This is a genomic window from Clostridium sp. AF50-3, from assembly GCF_003477445.1.
GTDB lineage: Bacteria > Bacillota > Clostridia > Lachnospirales > Lachnospiraceae > Otoolea > Otoolea fessa.
Genome location: NZ_QUDH01000001.1, coordinates 349,619 through 365,991, shown reverse-complemented (window position 1 = coordinate 365,991; position 16,373 = coordinate 349,619). Strand labels below are relative to the sequence as shown.

12 protein-coding genes and 2 pseudogenes are annotated in these 16,373 nt (G+C 49.9%); 6 read left to right on the top strand and 8 right to left on the bottom strand.

Going from position 1 to position 16,373, the window contains the following annotated elements:
* Genes DW085_RS01620 through DW085_RS19490 form a run of 5 tightly spaced genes read left to right on the top strand, consistent with a single transcriptional unit; the run spans nucleotide 1 to nucleotide 3,032 of the window.
* Complete coding sequence (locus DW085_RS01620; RefSeq protein WP_118490869.1) at nucleotides 1–363, top strand: hypothetical protein; 363 nt, start codon at nucleotides 1–3, stop codon at nucleotides 361–363.
* Nucleotides 356–1,006, top strand: a complete 651-nt coding sequence (locus tag DW085_RS01615; protein ID WP_118490867.1) for a hypothetical protein — start codon at nucleotides 356–358, stop codon at nucleotides 1,004–1,006. The genes DW085_RS01620 and DW085_RS01615 overlap by 8 nt, the downstream gene beginning before the upstream one ends.
* Nucleotides 966–1,406: a putative ABC transporter permease gene (locus DW085_RS01610; protein WP_243033886.1), complete on the top strand. Its 441-nt coding sequence runs from the start codon at nucleotides 966–968 to the stop codon at nucleotides 1,404–1,406. Before DW085_RS01615 ends, DW085_RS01610 begins: the two co-directional genes overlap by 41 nt.
* A gap of 9 nt (nucleotides 1,407–1,415) precedes the next feature.
* Nucleotides 1,416–2,399: a CHAP domain-containing protein gene (locus DW085_RS01605; protein ID WP_118490863.1), complete on the top strand. Its 984-nt coding sequence runs from the start codon at nucleotides 1,416–1,418 to the stop codon at nucleotides 2,397–2,399.
* 9 nt (nucleotides 2,400–2,408) lie between these two features.
* The gene (locus DW085_RS19490; RefSeq protein ID WP_243033885.1) at nucleotides 2,409–3,032 is read left to right on the top strand and encodes a histidine kinase dimerization/phosphoacceptor domain-containing protein; all 624 of its coding nucleotides are present in this window, start codon (nucleotides 2,409–2,411) and stop codon (nucleotides 3,030–3,032) included.
* A 303-nt stretch (nucleotides 3,033–3,335) separates the two neighbouring features.
* Here DW085_RS19490 and topA read toward each other — a convergent pair.
* The 6 genes and pseudogenes from topA to DW085_RS01570 form a co-directional block, all read right to left on the bottom strand.
* A pseudogene (gene topA / locus DW085_RS01595) lies at nucleotides 3,336–5,404 on the bottom strand (type I DNA topoisomerase).
* A gap of 9 nt (nucleotides 5,405–5,413) precedes the next feature.
* A complete protein-coding gene (gene dprA / locus DW085_RS01590; protein ID WP_347474946.1) occupies nucleotides 5,414–6,646 on the bottom strand; it encodes a DNA-processing protein DprA in 1,233 nt (410 codons plus the stop codon).
* 102 nt (nucleotides 6,647–6,748) lie between these two features.
* Nucleotides 6,749–8,392: a YifB family Mg chelatase-like AAA ATPase gene (locus DW085_RS01585; protein WP_118490861.1), complete on the bottom strand. Its 1,644-nt coding sequence runs from the start codon at nucleotides 8,390–8,392 to the stop codon at nucleotides 6,749–6,751.
* A 342-nt stretch (nucleotides 8,393–8,734) separates the two neighbouring features.
* Nucleotides 8,735–11,046, bottom strand: a pseudogene (locus DW085_RS01580) (molybdopterin cofactor-binding domain-containing protein).
* On the bottom strand, nucleotides 11,043–11,519 hold the full coding sequence (locus DW085_RS01575; RefSeq protein WP_118491184.1) for a 2Fe-2S iron-sulfur cluster-binding protein: 477 nt from the start codon (nucleotides 11,517–11,519) through the stop codon (nucleotides 11,043–11,045). The pseudogene DW085_RS01580 and the gene DW085_RS01575 overlap by 4 nt, the downstream one beginning before the upstream one ends.
* A 59-nt stretch (nucleotides 11,520–11,578) precedes the next feature.
* A complete protein-coding gene (locus DW085_RS01570) occupies nucleotides 11,579–12,442 on the bottom strand; it encodes an FAD binding domain-containing protein (RefSeq protein WP_118490859.1) in 864 nt (287 codons plus the stop codon).
* Between the two features lie 148 nt (nucleotides 12,443–12,590).
* Between DW085_RS01570 and DW085_RS01565 the strand changes: the two genes are divergently transcribed.
* A complete protein-coding gene (locus DW085_RS01565) occupies nucleotides 12,591–13,715 on the top strand; it encodes an NTP transferase domain-containing protein (protein WP_118490857.1) in 1,125 nt (374 codons plus the stop codon).
* Nucleotides 13,716–13,861: 146 nt separating this feature from the next.
* Here DW085_RS01565 and DW085_RS01560 read toward each other — a convergent pair whose 3' ends face one another.
* Together DW085_RS01560 and DW085_RS01555 are read right to left on the bottom strand one after the other, a co-directional pair.
* Nucleotides 13,862–15,259: a nucleobase:cation symporter-2 family protein gene (locus tag DW085_RS01560; RefSeq protein WP_106999933.1), complete on the bottom strand. Its 1,398-nt coding sequence runs from the start codon at nucleotides 15,257–15,259 to the stop codon at nucleotides 13,862–13,864.
* A 145-nt stretch (nucleotides 15,260–15,404) separates the two neighbouring features.
* Complete coding sequence (locus DW085_RS01555; protein WP_106999934.1) at nucleotides 15,405–16,328, bottom strand: alpha/beta hydrolase; 924 nt, start codon at nucleotides 16,326–16,328, stop codon at nucleotides 15,405–15,407.
* Between the last annotated feature and the right edge of the window lie 45 nt (nucleotides 16,329–16,373).

Below are 16,373 nucleotides of genomic sequence, written 5' to 3'. Positions count from 1 at the left end.
ATGAAAATTTATGTTAATGAACGATATGAAATTGTGGATGTAAATACCACAACTGATGAAACCCTGAAAGAATACGAAATTTCCGATGAACAGTTTAAAGGAAAATGCATCGGATTTATTCGCGGCTATAAATATGAACCAGTTTGGAAAATTGCCATTGATCCTGAGACGAACCTGCCACAGGTCGATGAAGAAGGTAATCAGGTTTATGAACTGGATGAAGATGGAAACAAAATCAACGCTGGATGGAGTTTGTATCCGTACTGGGATTATAACCAGCTCTGTCAGATGCAGCTTGAATACGAAAATAAACAACTTGTGCTGGCTATGGCAAATATGATTGGAGGCGTTGCAAATGATTAATGATATGCAAAAAAAGATTCTGGTAAAAGCAATCGAAATCGGTGTGGAAAGTGGTGAGAATGCGCTGGAAATTTTGAAGTCTTATCCAAACCTATCCATCGCAGAGAAACAGGAAATTGGCAAAGAAGTTGGCATTGAATACTCTCCTACTCTTGCGGAGGCTCTGACGGAGAAAATCGCGGAATTATCTAGTGCTTGCAATAAAGCCATTGAGGACGGTGTAACAATTCAAATTAACGGAGTAGATGAGCATTTTTCTTATGGTATCGCATCTGGAGATCAGAGTAACATTGATTCCTTGTTTCTAATGGCAAAAACGAGCGGCTTGTCTCAGCCATATCACTGCTCTGGCGGTGGCTCTTGTAAGCTGTATACCCCGGAGCAGATGTCGGCTATTTACGTTGCAGAAAAGATGAATACGACAGCGCAGACTACTTACTTCAATCAGTTAAAGGAAATGATTACTGATACCTATAAATCTGAGAACGATGTCGATGTTGTTCTTGGTATTACATGGGGAACGCCTCTGAGCGGCAAATATCTCGATAACTACAATTTGATCATGGCACAGAGTAACCTTATCGTAAAGGCGGTGACGAAAAATGAGTCAAAGGATGCAGAAAACACTGAAGTTACTGCTTAAATATGGTTTCTTATACTGTGTAGGTGGGAGTATTTATTATGGCATAGAAATCTTGTGGCGCGGTTTCAGCCATTGGACGATGTTTTGTCTGGCTGGAATGTGTTTTATTTTTGCTGGACTTTTGAATGAGATTGAATCCTGGGAAACACCGTTCTGGCGGCAGGTTCTGCAGGCTTGGGCTTTTGCGCTCGCGGGGGAATTCGTCTGCGGCTGCGTCGTCAACCTCTGGCTTGGATGGGACATCTGGGACTACACCGGACTTCCATTCAATCTGTTGGGGCAGATCTGCTTGCCATATGCGCTGCTCTGGTTTCCGCTGGTAGTCATCGCGATTATTCTGGATGATTACCTGCGATTTTGGTTTTTCGGGGAGGAACAGCCCCATTATAAGATGTTCTAAGGAGAAAAGATGAATACATACTATTCTGTTCTTGCCGCGATTGATGCGGTAATTAATATTGCCCTGGCAGAGGTCGGCTATCTGGAAAAGGCTTCCGGCGTCGATCTATACGACAAAACTGCCAATGCGGGCGACAAAAACTACACGAAATATGGATATGAAATGAATAAGCTGTATCCGGCAGTCATGGATTATCCGGCATATTGGTGCGATTGCTTTGTGGATTGGTGCTTTTATAAGGCTTTCGGCGTCTGCAATGCCAAAAAAGTGCTTGGCGGGGATTTCGACGACTACACCGTAGCATCGGCTCAGTTGTTCAAAAATAAGGGTGCTTGGCACACGTCGCGACCACAAAGAGGCGACCAGGTGTTCTTCACCAACGGCACACGGATCTGTCACACTGGGCTTGTCTACGCCGTGGACTCAAAATATGTCTACACCATCGAAGGAAATACCTCTGACGGATCTGCGGTGATTCGTAATGGCGGCGCCGTTTGCAAGAAAAAATACGCACTTTCAAACCATCGTATTGTAGGCTACGGTAGACCGTTCTATAGCCTTGCCGTCGCAGAAGGCAGTCAGTTGTCTACCTTCGACATTAAAACCGGCGCAGGCGGCGTCCTGGTGCGTGTAGATGGAGGGTTAAACATTCGCTCATTTCCAGTTTCAGGTTCGGTTGTCGGGACCTTGAGCAATGGCACGGCGGTGTATCCGACCAAGAAAACCTTTGCTTCTAACGGCGATCCGTGGTATTATCTGCCAGACAAAGGTTGGATTTCAGCCAAATACCTTGACGGCGGCTGGGTCTACGAGTCTTCGATTGCATCAGCGCGGAAATGGTGGTACATCCATAAGGGCTATTCCTGCACAACGAATGGGATTGAGGTAATCGGCGGACAGATTTACGCGTTCGACAGCGACGGCTATATGTACGAGAACGAATCTGTTCTTGCATATGCCGACGGCGGCGGCGTTATAAAACTGAAAGCTTGAGGTGATTAAATGGATGCAATACGTGAGTTGTTAGAATTTGATTTTGTGACGTGGGTACTCGGCGCCTTCATCGTGATGTCGGGAGTAACTGCGGCAGTAAATATCATCGGGAAGTTTTCGGAGATTGTTGGTAGACCGTTTAAATGGTGGTCTGCCAGAAACAAGGATCATGATTCGTTGGGGCAGACGATAAGTGCTCTGGCGGCGTTGCAGGCGCTTCATGAGAAAGACGCGGCGGAGAATAGAGAACGCGACGAAGAATTGCAGAAGCAGGTTGCGGCGTTGATGAAAGAAGTACGAGAATATACTGCTACAACAAAACAAGATCTGAACCGATTTGCAGAAAACCGGATGCATGATCGTCAGCAAAGCCTTGAAATTCAGAAAAGCTTAACCGGCTCCATCGACTCTCTGATGACCGGCGTCCGGGAATTGCTGGGGCACGAAATCGATCAGTGTTATGAACGATATGTCAATCTTGGCGGCGTGCCGGAATCTGAGGCGGCAGAATTTGACAGTATTTATGAGGCATACCGGGAACTGCGCGGAAATCACGGCAGAGAAATTAAATACGGATATGTTAAGAAAAACTTACCGATCCTGCCGGTATCGACGAAATTGCGGGAAGAATAAATTTTAAGGGATAGTTGGCTGCGGCTAGCTATCCCATTTTTTACACCCAAAAAAGGCGCAACATGAGGCTTAATATGGCTCAATTATTGCGCTTGTTTTCTGATTTATTCATTTTTTTTTGATTGTTTCTACATAAGGCTTTTCAATTTTCATGTACCAATCATGTACCATCTGGTGTATTCTAGTGTAGATTTATAACGATTTACGTGAACCCATGCTATTCCTCTCAGCCCCTTGTATATCAAGGGATTCAAGAGATTTATATGACATTTTGGCAACCATCACAAAACCCCGGTTGAAAAATTATGAGTTTTTTACAAAACCGCAGGCTTCGTTAGAACAAAGAAGCTTATTTCCCTTTTCGAGCATAATATGTCCACATTTCGGACACATTTCTTTTGACGGTTTCTGCCAGGTCATAAAATCGCAGTCCGGGTTATTTTCGCAGCCGTAATATCTTCTGCCCTTTTTCGATTTACGGATGACAATCTCACCACCGCATTTCGGGCACTTCACGCCGATCTTTTCCAGGTACGGCTTCGTGTTTTTACAGTCTGGGAATCCCGGGCAGGCAAGGAATTTGCCGTGCGGGCCATACTTAATTACCATGTTGCGCCCGCACTGGTCACAGATCACATCCGTCACCTCGTCAGCAATCTTGACGCTCTCAAGCGTCTTCTCCGCTTCTTTAACCGCCTTGTCAAGATCCGGATAAAAGTTTTCGATAACGGTCTTCCAGCCGATCGTGCCGTCCCCGATGCTGTCGAGCAGGTACTCCATATTTGCCGTAAACTGCAAATCGACGATGGATGGGAACGCCTTCTTCATCATCCGGTTGACTACCTCGCCAAGCTCCGTCACATAGAGGTTCTTATTTTCCTTCGCTACATAGCGGCGCGCGATGATTGTCGTGATGGTCGGTGCATAGGTACTTGGCCGTCCGATGCCCTGCTCTTCCAGCGCCTTGACGAGCGACGCCTCTGTATAATGTGCCGGTGGTTGTGTAAAATGCTGTGCCGGTTCTAACTGGTTTAAATCCAGCTTCATGCCTGCTTCCAGCGACTCGTTCAGAACGCCGTCGGTCTCCTTATCCTCGTCCTGTGAATAGACGGACATGAAGCCGTCAAATTTGATTTTGGACGCCGAAAGGGTGAAAAGCTCCTCTCCGGCTGCTACCTTGACGGAGGTTGTCTCGTAAACCGCCGGGCGCATCCGGCTCGCCGTGAAGCGCTTCCAGATAAGCTGGTACAGACGGAACTGGTCTCTGGAAAGCTGTTCTTTTACCTGTACCGGCGTCAGTGTAATGTCGGTCGGACGGATCGCCTCGTGTGCGTCCTGGATCTTGGCGTCTGATTTTGCCGCCGCCGGCGCCTCGGACACGTAACTTGCCCCAAACTGGTCGCCGATATAGCTTCTCGCCGCCGCATCTGCCTCTGCCGCGATGCGGGTGGAATCGGTACGCAGGTAGGTGATCAGACCGATTGTGCCGCGTCCCTTGATATCCACGCCCTCATAGAGCTGCTGGGCAAGGCGCATCGTCTTCTGCGTTGAGAAATTCAGCGTCTTGGATGCCTCCTGCTGCAGCGTACTGGTCGTAAACGGGATCGGCGCCTTCTTCACGCGTTCGCCCAGCTTCACATCGCGCACTTCGTACTCACAGCCCTCCAGACGCTTCATAAGCGCCTCCACTTCCTCTTTGCTGTGAATTGCCTTCCTGCCGTCCTTATCGCCGTAATAATGGGCGGTCAGCTTCTTTCTGGAGCCATGTACGTGGAGCTGTGCATCCAGCGTCCAGTATTCTTCCGGTATAAACGCATTGATCTCTTCCTCACGGTCGCAGATCATACGCAGCGCGACCGACTGCACACGACCGGCGCTGAGTCCTCTCTTGACCTTCGCCCAGAGAAGCGGCTGATGAGGTAACCCACCATACGGTCAAGCATACGTCTCGCCTGCTGTGCATCCACCAGATTTTCATCGATGGCACGCGGCTCTTTTAAAGATGCCTTGACGGCGTTTTTTGTAATCTCATTGAAACTGATACGGTAAACCTTTTTATCTTTCTGTTCATCCAGCTTTAATGCTTTCATCAGGTGCCAGGAGATCGCCTCTCCCTCGCGGTCCGGGTCAGTTGCGAGATAAATCTTATCCGCTTTTTTAACCTCTTTACGAAGACGCGCCAACACATCGCCCTTTCCCCGGATGGTGATATACTTCGGCTCATATCCATGCTCTACGTCCACTCCCAGCGTGCTCTTAGGGAGGTCGCGCACATGACCGCCGGAGGCGTCCACCTCATAGTTGGAACCCAAAAATTTTTTAATTGTCTTGACTTTCGCCGGAGACTCTACAATAACCAGATTTTTTGCCATAACAGACCTCTATACAATCTTCCTAACGTAATATTGATTCATTGGCTGCAGGATCAATCCCTGCATTTCCAGATTCAAAAGCGCAGTCATGCATTCCCCTGCTGTCACCCCACAGCTTTTCATGACCGCTTCCAGATGTTTCGGTTGTGAATCTAGGCAACTATACACCATTTTTTCCGACTTGGCAAGTGCATTTACTGATTTTATTGTTTTTTTACAAGAATTTTTACATTTTATATGGAAGAAATCCAACACATCCTCCGGTTTCGTCACGATCCCCGCTCCCTGTGCAATCAGCCGGTTGCAGCCCTCACTGAGCGGATCGATGCGCCGTCCCGGCAGCGCAAATACCTCTTTTCCCTGCTCCAGCGCCAGATCCGCCGTAATCAGGGAGCCGCTTCTTTTTCGTGCTTCCACGACCAGCACCAGGTCGGAAAGTCCGCTGATGATCCGGTTCCGGATTGGAAAATGGGATGCCGTCGGCGGTACACCCGGTCCATATTCTGACAATATGCCGCCTTGTTCACGGATGCGCGCATGCAGCCGGATGCCGGATGGCGGATAACAGGTGTCAATCCCACAGCCCATCACGGCATACGTCAGTCCGCCGCCATCCATCGCGCCCTTATGCCCCGCCTGATCGATCCCCAGCGCCATGCCGCTCACTACCTGCACGCCATTTTCTGCCAGAATCCGGCCGAAATACTCTGCCTCCTGTCGTCCATACGGCGTACAGCTGCGCGCCCCGATGACTGCCGCGGATGGTTTCGCATCTTCTGGAAGCGTTCCACGCACAAACAGCCACATCGGTTTATCATAGATATGCATCAGGCGCTTCGGATATGCCGCCTCACCGCACAGAATGAAACGTACCCCCTGTTTCTCCAGCCTATCGTATTCTTCCACGCGCTGTTTGAAGAGCAAAACCGCTTCCTCCAGCCCCTTTTTCACAGCCTTTCCGAGAAAGGAACATATAAACGGATCCAGTTTCTTCCTATTATATAAAACCCGCTCATAGATTCTCTCAAAACTGCCGCAGGATTCATATAATTTAGCCGCCGTCACCGCGCCGATTCCATCCACCCGCGATAGCCAGTAGGCATGGATGCGCTCACGGTCGGAATACTGCATATTTTCTGTCAGAGGCACTTTTTTATGTGGCGGTTCCTGTGTTTTTCCATATAGTTCCTGCATAGAAAGCTGAGCATTCTGTACATTGCTCTCTTCTTTTCCTATTTCCATATCTTTCCCCCTATATATGTCAGATCGGCTGCCTTTTACCTTATAACAATTACAACCCTTGTTAAACTTTTTATTCTTTCAATCTTTTAGACATGCTTCTTTTCAGAGACTCCCCCAATATTTTTTTTCAAAACTCCGGAATCCTATCGCCTCCGCCAACTGCGTCCGCCCGATCTCCGCCTGTCCATCCAGATCGGCAAGTGTGCGCGCTACTTTTAAAATCTTTCCGTGTCCCCTGGCACTGATTCCCTGCTGCCGTTCGACCTTTTCCAAAAATACCGCATCTTCCCCGGATAGACAGCAATACTCTTCGATCTGGCGGCGGGTCATCTGGCTGTTGTAGGAGATAGATTCGTCTGCAAACCTCTTTTCCTGTCGAGCGCGCGCCTCCATGACGCGGGCGCGCATGACAGCGGAGGAATTCCTCTGCTCTGTCTGTGGAAAACTCCCCTCATCTATGCTCTTCTCTGCAGCCATCATCCCCAAATCCTGCCGCGGTACTTCCACCCCAATATCGATCCGATCTAAAAATGGTCCCGAAACGCGGTTCAGATACCGGCGAATCTGGGTTGGAGTACAACGGCATTTTCCCAAATCTGGGAAAAAACCGCATTTGCAGGGATTCATCGCCGCCGCAATCATCGTTTTTGCCGGAAATACAACCGTCTGGTTGAGACGGGAAACCGTGATGCTTCCTTCCTCCATCGGCTGACGCAGCAGATCCAAAATTTTCGGCTGAAACTCCGTTAACTCATCTAAAAAGAGAGTTCCATAACTAGCGAGTGAGATCTCCCCGGGCTTCGGATTTCGTCCTCCGCCCGCCATCGCCTGGGCGGTCGTGCTGTGATGCGGGCTGCGGAACGGACGCTGCAAAACCAGCGGTGTGTCTGGCTTCAGGAGACCGCAGATACTGTATATCTTCGAAACTTCAATGCTTTCCTCCAGCGTAAGCGGCGGCAAAATTGTCGGAATACGCCGAGCTGCCATCGTTTTTCCCGTTCCAGCCGGTCCGATATAGAGAATGTTGTGACGCCCCGCTGCTGCCGCCTCGGTTGCCTGCCGCACCAGCGGAAGTCCGACGATCTCATCAAAATCGACGTCAAATTCTTCCTGTCCCGCCTGAAACAGATCTGGTGTGAACCATTGTCCGTGAATCTGTTCCGGATGCTGCAGGCAAGCCGTCAGCGCTTTCACATCCCGGACTCCGACGATCTCGATTCCATCCACAGCCCGTCCCTCCTGTACATTCTCTTCGGATAGAAAAACCCGTTTCATTCCGCAGCGGCGCGCTTCATAGACCATCGAGAGAACACCGGTCAACGGCTTGATGCTGCCGTCCAAACCCAGTTCACCCATAAACGCCCATTGGTCCCAATCCGGTGCAGAATTGTTCTCCTCATCTTCCACCCCATCCATTTCCGGGCAGGTTTCATCCGTCTTTCTTATTTTTGCCTTTTCACCCTGTTCCCACAAGCACCTCAAAATTCCTGCCGCGATCGCCAGATCACACCCCGTTCCCTCTTTCCGCACCCCGGCTGGCGATAAATTGACCGTGATCCGCTTAGGCGGCAGGCAAAACCCCGCATTCCGAAGTGCGGTCCGAACGCGCTCCTGCGCCTCCCGCACCTCCTCCGCCAGGTAGCCCACCATGACAAAACTCGGCAATCCGTTGCTCACATCAACCTCCACCGTGATCCGGTAGCCATCGATGCCGCGGGTGCTGAAACTGTTTATTTTACTGAACATATATTTCCCCCTATTATTGATTTTTTACCTTGCCTTGTATTTTTCATATCATACAGGCTTAAAATTTGAATGTTTTTAACGATATACTGAGATAAAAGAGATTCTACTTGAATTTGATTTGAAATTAAAATAAATAGATTTGAATCATGAAATCAGATTTACCAGACCTAAAATAGATATTCACTCTTTCATTATATATAGACCTGCGGCAGAATGCAAGCCAAAACAGCTTAGAACTATGACACTAATTAATTGACATTGTGCGCACACAAAAACAAAACGCTGCAGCAAAATGCTAACATATAACATTCTGCTGCAGCGTTTTGTTTTTAATCTATCTCTTTAAATAAAATCTTCTCCCAGCTTCTCTGCCGCCGCGCGTGCAATCTGCTCCGGCGTGATCGGAAGCTCATAAAATCGTTTTCCGACTGCATTGTACACTGCATCGGCAATTGCCGGAAGCGGCGTGTTGATAACGATCTCACCGATCGACTTCGCTCCGAACGGACCAGATGGCTCATAACTGCTCTCAAATTCGACGTTTAAATGTCCATAGTCAATCCGGGTCGGAATCTTATACTGCATCAGGGAATTTTCACGCACACCCCCCTGTGCATTGCGGGTAATATTTTCCGTCAGCGCCATGCCGATTCCCTGCATCAGACCGCCCTCAACCTGCAGGCGGGACAGATTCGGATTGATCGGTGTACCGCAGTCTACCGCTGCCGCATAATTAATAACGCTGGTTTCGCCTGTCTCCATATCAATCTCAAGCTCAACCGCACCTGCCATAAACGGAGGCGGGGAAATGTGGGCGGTTCTCGACTCGGTTACCTCCAGCGGAATTTCATGCCCGTACATGGACGCCGTTGCGATATCAGCCAGAGCGATCTTCTTCGTCTCATCCCCGGCTTTTTCGGTTGTGAATACCTCTTTTCCGTCAAATTCCACTGCATCCGCCGGGACGCCCAGAAGTTCTGCACCCAGTTTACAGATCTGCTCACGCAGGCGCAACGCACACCGTTCGGTCGCTTTTCCGGTCAGATAGGTCGTACTCGATGCATAAGAACCTGAGTCATACGGGGATGAATCCGTGTCCGCGCCCAGCACCGTGATCGCGTCGATTGGGCATTCCAGCACTTCCGCCGCAATCTGCGCCAGAATCGTGTCACAGCCGGTTCCCATATCTGCCGCTCCGAGCGACAATGTATAGAACCCTTCGTCGTTGACTTTGAGACGGCACTTCCGACATCCATCGCCGTGATTGCCGATCCCTGCATCGCCATACCCATGCCGACGCTGCGGACCTTGCCATTGCCCATGTCACGCACCGGATATTTGTCTTCCCAGCCGATCATCTCACGCACTTTTTTTACACAGCGGTCGAGTGCGCAGCTTGTATTAACCTGATTATAATATGCTGGCATCAGATCGCCCTCTTTAACCATGTTTTTCAGGCGGATCTCAAAGCGATCCATCTGAATCTGGTCTGCCAGCTCATTGACCGCCGACTCGATCGCGAAAAGTCCCTGTGTCGCACCATAGCCACGGTACGCGCCTGCCGACATGATATTCGTATAGACAACATCGCTGATAAAGCGGAATGCTTCAACACTTCCATACAACGGGATCGATTTGTGTCCTGACAGTCCAACGGTTGTCGGTCCATGCTCGCCGTAAGCACCGGTATTGGACAATGTGTAAAGATCGATGCCGCGGATCGTGCCGTCCTTCATCGCGCCCAGACGCACATGCATCTCCATCTCATGGCGCGGCGAAGACGCCGTCTGTGCCTCCATCCGGCTATAAATCAGCTTCGACGGTTTTTTCGTCATCCAGGTAACGAATGCCGGATAGACTTCACAGACCGCCGTCTGCTTCGCACCAAACCCCCCGCCGATTCTCGGCTTGCTCACGCGCACCATCGACTTCGGGATATGAAGCGCATTTGCCACGATTCTGCGGCAGTGGAACACGATCTGCGTGGAACTTAAAATATTTAATCTTCCGTAGGTATCGATCGAACAATAGGTACGGAATGTCTCCATCATCGTCTGCTGGCACGGCTTTGTGTGGTATACATGATCAATCACGATGTCGCAGTCCTTTAAAACCGCCTCGACATCCCCGTTGCCGCACTCATCGTGCGCGCAGAGGTTGCGCTTGTTGTCTGCGCCGACCGGAGCAAGACTCTCCCAGTTGTCCTCTGGGTGAACCAGGATCGGGTTGTCCTTTGACGTATGGAAATCCAGAACCGGCTCTAAGACTTCATACTGTACCTTGATCAGGCGGAGTGCTTTATCGACACATTTTTCATCTTTTCCTGCTACAATCGCCACGATATCGCCCTGAAAACGGACATGGCGGTCGATCAGGAGACGGTCATACGGGCTCGCCTCCGGGTATGTCTGCCCCGCCTGTGTGTAGCGCTTTGCATCCTGCGGCACATCCTCCCAGGTATAAATTGCCTCGATGCCCGGAACTTTCATTGCGATCGCGGTGTTGATCGTTTTTACCATCGCATTCGCATACGGGGAACGCAGAAGTTTGACGATCAGGCAGTCCTGCGGCGCCAGATCATCCACGTAAACCGGCTGTCCGGTTACCAGCTGCATCGCATCTTTTTTTCGTACAGAAGTATTGACTACTCTCATTCTGCCGCCTCCTTCTGTTTTTCTCTCTTCCAGTCTAAAAATGCCAGAATGCCGCGAAGCTGTCCTTCATAACCGGAACAGCGGCACAGGTTTCCTGCCAGATATTCGCGGATTTCATTCTCCTCCGGGAACTCTTTTTCCCGGAACAGCGCCAGCGCATTCATGATAAAGCCCGGATTACAGAAGCCGCACTGTTCGGCTCCCTGATCGGCAATGAATGCGCCAAATTCTTTTGCCTCCTCCTGGAGTCCTTCCAGCGTCGTCACGCTGTGACCGTCCGCCCGCGCCGCCAGCACGGAACAGGAAAGCACTGGTTTTTCATCCAGAAATACGGTACAGAGTCCGCAGTTTGCCGTCTCGCAGCCGCGCTTGACACTGTAACAGCCCTGACTGCGTACCAGATCAATCAGAAGCGTATCCGGTTCAATCTCCGGGGAAATCTTCGTTCCATTTAGAGTAATCGTTATCTGCATCATATGTGAATCTCCTAATATTCATACTGTTATACGATCATTTTATTGTCCTATTTCGTTTAGCACTTTTCCAGCACACGCACCGCCCGCTTTATCAGAACACCGGTTAAATGTTTCCGGTATTCAGCGCTGCCGCGCATATTTGAAGACGTCTGAACCTGATCACGGATCCACTTTGCAAGACAGACTGCTTTCTTCCCGGTCTGCGTCTTGTCCTGCTTTTCTCTGGTATCGGCATCCGCATCTGCTTTTGTTTCAGCCTTTTGCTTTTCCTCTATAAGCGCCTGTATTGTCTCCGCTGATGCCTCGAACAACACAGCACGCCCCGGACGCGCACCGATGCTAAAACGATATGCTCCATCCGCCCGTTTCGCCGCTGCACAGGTCAGCACTGGAAAATCAGTCTGCGTATTCCGCACGGACTGGTAGTGATATACGGCTTTGTCTTTATGGACAATTAATTTGACTAAAATGTCCCGGCCGCCGATCTGTTTTGCAAATTCCACCAACGGCATCCGTCCAGCTTTGTAAAGTTCCACTTCGGTGTCCATCGCCAGGAACATCGTCAGGACATCTGAAAATCCAAATCTGCCATAGATACTGCCTCCGACTGTCGCCAGGTTCCGAAGCTGCACGCCGACGATATGGCGCACCGACTCGCGCATGGCACCGTCTGTGTATGCCGCCAATCCCGGATGTTCTTCCAGCTGGCGCAGGGTAACCATCGCGCCAATCTCAAACGCATCCTCTGTCTCCTCTATCTGATCCAGCCCCAGCCCTGAAATATCAATCGCGGTTCCTACATTGCCCCGGCTCATCTTCAGCCAGATCATACCGCCTATCACCCGGTTCGCTTTTTTCTGATTCAGCTCCCAGGCTTCCTCCAGGCTTTCTACCCGTTTATATTCTCGAATCGTCATCATAGGTTTTTCCTCTTTTTCATCTATTTCTTAAATAACAAAATTATCCTTCTTTTATTATAGCATAAAACATGGTATAATTCCGTTGTTATTTTTAAAATACAACGAGACCCCTTTTTCCAGAAAAGATTAGGAGGATTTGACAAAAACTATGAAACCATCCATCCGTACCTACCTCTGCAACGACGAAAACCATCGTTTCTTTGGCGAAGGTCCTCGTCAGCTTCTTCATGCCATCGATGAAACCGGATCGCTCCGCTCCGCCGCTCTGTCCATGAATATGGCGTATACAAAAGCACTTCGGATTATCCGCTCCGCCGAAGCCACGCTTGGATTTCCACTGACCGTCCGCACCACCGGCGGAAAAGGCGGCGGAGGCAGCCAGATGACGGCGGAGGCGAGGGAGTTTCTAGCTAAGTATGAGGCATATCGGGATGCATGTACGGAGAGTGGGAAACAGTTATATGAAGAATTTTTTTGCAGGCGGAAATCTGTTTTTTTCTCTTCTGGAACACAAACGTCCTCTTTCACTTGTTTGCAAAATTCAAACGATGTCCGGATCGCCTGCATCATCATGGCCTCCGGTCTTGGAAAACGTTTCGGCTCGAACAAGCTCATGGCTTCGTTCCACGGTGCTCCGCTCATCCACTCGGTTCTGAATGTGATCGGTTCTGTTCCGCTCTTTGCCGATCGTCTCGTTGTGACGCGCTCCCGGGAGGTTCACGATTACTGTCAGTCCCTGGGAATTCCGGTGCTGATTCATACACTTCCCAATCGGAACGAGGCGCTCTGCCTGGGACTTACACACATGTTAAAAAGGCACCCGGATTTATCAGGCTGTCTCTTTGCACTCGGCGATCAGCCGCTTCTGCGTCCACGGACACTGGAACGGATATGCCGGCGCTATCTCGAATGCAAAATATCACCAGGTCACTCTGAATCTGTTTTCCCAGATTCTGATTTTTCCATTTTGAAATCAAAATTGCCTCAGAATTCAGGAATTGCAGAAAAATCACCGATTGTACAGCTCTGCAGCATCCAAATGACGGCTTCTCCCGAACCTTCCGTCTCAACCACCGTCGGAAGCCCGATTCTCTTCGACCGGGCATATTTTGACGAACTGCTCCATCTGCCGGAAAAAGCTGGCGGAAGCCATGTTCTCCGCCAGCATCCAGACGTTGTCCAGTATGTGACTGCCGAAGTGCCGGAGGAATTGATGGATGTAGACACGCCGGAGGAGCTCAAACGCCTGGAGAATCTGGTAACAATCGAATAAAACTATAAGGACTGACATCACACATGCAGCATGATGCCAGTCCCTTTTTATCAATCTACGTATCACTTTCAGCCATACATTCCATATTTTATAGATGGATCTTATATTTTTATGTACCTATGACCTTTTTCTAATCTTCCTATTTCTTACGCCTCATCCTTCGGCAGCAGCACATTCAGGATAATCGCCATGAAAGCTGCCGGAACGATACCAGATCCGCCGAATACAAGCTGAATTGCTTCCGGCATCTTGGAAAGGATGGTTGCATGTGCACCCATGCCGTAACCAACACCCAGTGCAACAGAGACGATGGTCAGGTTGCGTGAAGTCATCTTCTCTTTCGTGATAAGCTGAATACCGCTAACTACGATCGAAGAGAACATCATAACCGCTGCGCCTCCCAGTACCGACTGCGGCATGATCGAAACGATCGCACCCAGCTTCGGAATCAGACCGCACAGAATCAGGAATACCGCGCCGGTTGCAAGTGCCATGCGGTTGACTACCTTTGTCATTGTAACCAGACCTACGTTCTGGCTGAACGAAGTGTTCGGAAGAACACCGAACAGCGCCGCAATACTGGAACCAAGTCCATCGCAGATAACGCCGCCGGAAAGCTCTTTATCGGTCGCCTCACGGTCCATACCGCCCTCAACGACACCGGAAATATCTCCGACCGTCTCAACAGCGGTTACAATAAACATGATAAGAACCGGCAAAATTGCGCGCATATCAAAGACAATTTTAACCGGGACGATCGGCGGAATGCTGATCCAGCTCGCCTGTGCTACCTTATCCCAGTTTAATACCCATGCTTTGGTATATTCGGTTCCGTCCGCTGCAATGCCCGTGTGCGGAAGCACCAGACCCATGATGAATGCTACAGCATAACCGGCAATAATTCCGACCAGAATCGAGGAGGAACTTAAATATCCCTTCGTTCCGTGCTTCACTGCCAGAATCACAATCAGGACAAAAATAGCAAGCAGCATATTTTCCATGGAACCAAAGTCCTGCGCCGAGCTGCCGCCGCCGAAGGAATTGACGCCGACCCCGATCAATGACAGACCAATCGAAAGAACGACCGTACCTGTTACGACCGACGGGAAAAATCGGCGAAGCGGCTTTAAGAAGCATCCAAGCACACTCTCGAACAGACCGCCGATGATCGAAGCACCCATAATGGCGCCGTACGCTAAAATACCGCCGCCCATCGTAGCCGCCACGCTGTTGAATACACCGATGAAACCAGAGCTGGTTCCCATGATAATCGGAACCTTGCCGCCGACCGGACCAACCGAAAATAACTGCAGCAGCGTGATCAGTCCCGCCACCAACATCGCATTCTGCAGAAGCTCGATCTGCAGCTGTGCCAGATCGTTTCCGCCCGTGATACCACAGGCGCCTGTGATGATCAGAAGTGGTGTCAGGTTACCGACAAACATCGCAAGCACGTGCTGCAGTCCCAGCGGAATCGCCTGTTTCAACGGCATCTTCGCCTCAAACTCATAGGCAGGTCCCGTAAATTTCTTTTCATTTTCCATAGATTTTCTCTCCCTGTACCCAATTTAAAACTACCTTTTTACACAGTTTCCAAAACATTCTCAATTATAAAAAAAAGCATATGAACTGTAAAGATTGTTTTTTCATTTGTATATTATTTTTCATTAAGTAAGTTATAAGTATTACTTATAATTTACTTACCCAGTCCACAATATCACCAAATACCTCTTCCCGGTTGATCTCATGAAACAGTTCATGCCTTGCCCCCGGATAAAGTTGCATCGCCACATTGGTACATCCGGTTTCTTGCAGATCTTCCATCGCGCGCCGCACACCGCGTCCGCCTTCTCCGACCGGGTCCTCCTCTCCCGATATCAGCAGAATCGGCAGATTTTTCGGAATTCCATCAAAGCCTCTCTTCCGCTTCAAATCCAGCATGACCTGGAAAAAATCGACGAATGCCCCATCGGTAAATAAAAACTGACAGTATGGATCCGCCTCGTATTTTTCATCCTCCTCCGTCACGCGCGACAGCCATTGATGTTCCGTTTTTCCTTTTTCAAAATAGCGGTTATAGCTTCCAAGAACCAGCTGGTGCAGCCGCTCATTTCGTCCATTTCTTCCTTCCAGCCACGCTGCCGCTGCCACGACGGTTCCGCCCAGCCACAAAAGTGGTTCCGGCTGGCTTCCGGTTCCCATGAAAATTGCGCCGTCCAGCCATTCTCCATAATGCGTGATAAAACGGCGTCCAAAAAACGAACCCATGCTGTGCCCCAGAAGAATATGCGGAATGCCCTGAAACTTGTGTTTCGCAAAACGTGCCACCTGCGCCATCGCACCGTTCACGCGGCGGACACCATTTTTCTCCGCGAACTCGCCCAATTCCCCTGGTTTTGCTGTCCGTCCATGTCCCGGATGATCGTGCCCGATGACCGCAATCCCCGCCCGGTTCATCGCCTGTGCAAATTCTTCGTATCTGCCAATGTGCTCGATCATACCGTGCGCCACCTGAATGACCGCCCACGGTGTTTCCTCCGGCTCCCAGCAGATGCCATGGATTCTGCCGCTCCCATCCTGAAATGGAATATAAAAATCTTTGCCCTGTGCCATCCTGATTTCCCCGCTTTCTAAATGCTATATCGAATTATCTCTCTC